Genomic DNA, 1,595 nt, shown 5'->3' with positions numbered 1-1,595 from the left:
GTTGGCGCAGGAACGGCTAACGCCCGCGATTTACTTTCCCTAGCGGCATCTTTAGTCAAATTAGCCGATTTAGCGGCTTTGGTTGCTTCGGGAAATTCGCCCTATTTGAAAGCTTTACAGCAAATTCCCGCCGATTTAGAAAAATTAGGCCAGCAGGTGATAGCGCATCTGGTGGAATCTCCTCCGCTGCATCTGAAGGAAGGGGGGGTGATTCGTGAGGGAATTGATGCCCAATTGGATGCCCTGCGGCGCGACTATCAGGAAGTAATCGATTGGTTTAAGAATCTGGAGACGACAGAGAAAGAAAGAACGGGTATTAGTAATCTTAAGGTTAATTATAACAAAACTTTCGGTTATTATATCAGTTTACCCCGCAGTAAAGCCGATTTCGCCCCAAAAGATTATGTGCGTAAGCAAACTTTAGTCAATGAGGAACGTTATATCACCACCGAGTTAAAGGAGAAAGAAAATATAATTCTGACGGCAGTAGATGAATTAAATAAGTTAGAATACGAGATTTTTAGCGATTTACGCCGTCAAGTGGCCGAATTTTCCCCAGAAATTCGGGAAGTGGCCACAAAAGTCGCCGCTTTGGATGTGTTGGCAGCATTGGCAGAAATCGCCGTTTATCAGGGATATTGTCGCCCAGAAATCGCCGATGGTCGTCTTATCGATATTAAAGATGGTCGTCATCCCGTGGTGGAACAATCCCTTGGGGCCGGCTTTTTTGTGCCGAATTCGATTAATTTGGGCAATCAGGAAGGTTTAGAATACCCCGACTTGATTATTCTCACCGGTCCCAATGCTAGTGGCAAAAGTTGTTATCTGCGACAGGTGGGATTAATTCAATTGTTAGCCCAAACCGGCAGTTTTGTCCCAGCAAAGTCGGCCAAAATCTCCATCTGCGATCGCATTTTCACCCGGGTGGGGGCTGTGGATGACCTCGCTACGGGCCAATCCACCTTTATGGTGGAAATGAACGAAACCGCCAATATTCTCAATCACGCCACAGACAGATCATTAGTATTACTAGACGAAATTGGCCGCGGGACAGCCACTTTTGACGGTTTATCCATAGCTTGGTCTGTAGCGGAGTATTTAGCCACGGTACTGCAATCGCGGACGATTTTCGCCACTCACTACCACGAACTGAACGAATTAGCCTCAATTTTAGAGAATGTGGCCAATTATCAGGTAACGGTCAAAGAATTACCCCATGAGATAGTATTTTTGCACCAAGTACGACCGGGAGGCGCGGATAAATCCTACGGTATCGAAGCGGGAAGATTAGCCGGTTTACCAGCTTCTGTGATCGATCGTGCCATGCAGGTGATGGGTCAAATCGAAAAACATAGTAAAATTGCGATCGGTTTGCGTCAAGGAATTAAGAAAATTAAACCAGTTAAGTCGGATAATTCCCCCTCTCTGCAGCAGTTAGATATTTTTGATGACAGTAAGTAGGGTCTGCTGAAAAAGTTTGTTGGTGGGGGCAGGGTGTGGGGTGTGGGGTGTGGGGTGTAGGGTTTTACCGATTTTGAGGTAGTCAGTTACCTAATTTTCAGGGAAAAAGTACCTGAATTTTACCCCCGATCCCT

At 46.0% G+C, this 1,595-nt stretch carries 1 protein-coding gene; it reads left to right on the top strand.

Annotated features, from left to right (window positions below; translation table 11 throughout):
* Positions 1–1,461 (top strand): DNA mismatch repair protein MutS (gene mutS / locus PX482_RS23335; RefSeq protein WP_288123095.1); only part of this gene is annotated, 1,461 nt, incomplete at its 5' end.
* Between the last annotated feature and the right edge of the window lie 134 nt (positions 1,462–1,595).

Origin of the sequence: Microcystis sp. M53602_WE12, from assembly GCF_030065455.1 — a bacterium.
In the GTDB taxonomy this organism is placed as follows: domain Bacteria; phylum Cyanobacteriota; class Cyanobacteriia; order Cyanobacteriales; family Microcystaceae; genus Microcystis; species Microcystis aeruginosa.
Note: the sequence above shows the minus strand (reverse complement) of the source record. Positions and strands in the feature narration are given on the sequence as shown.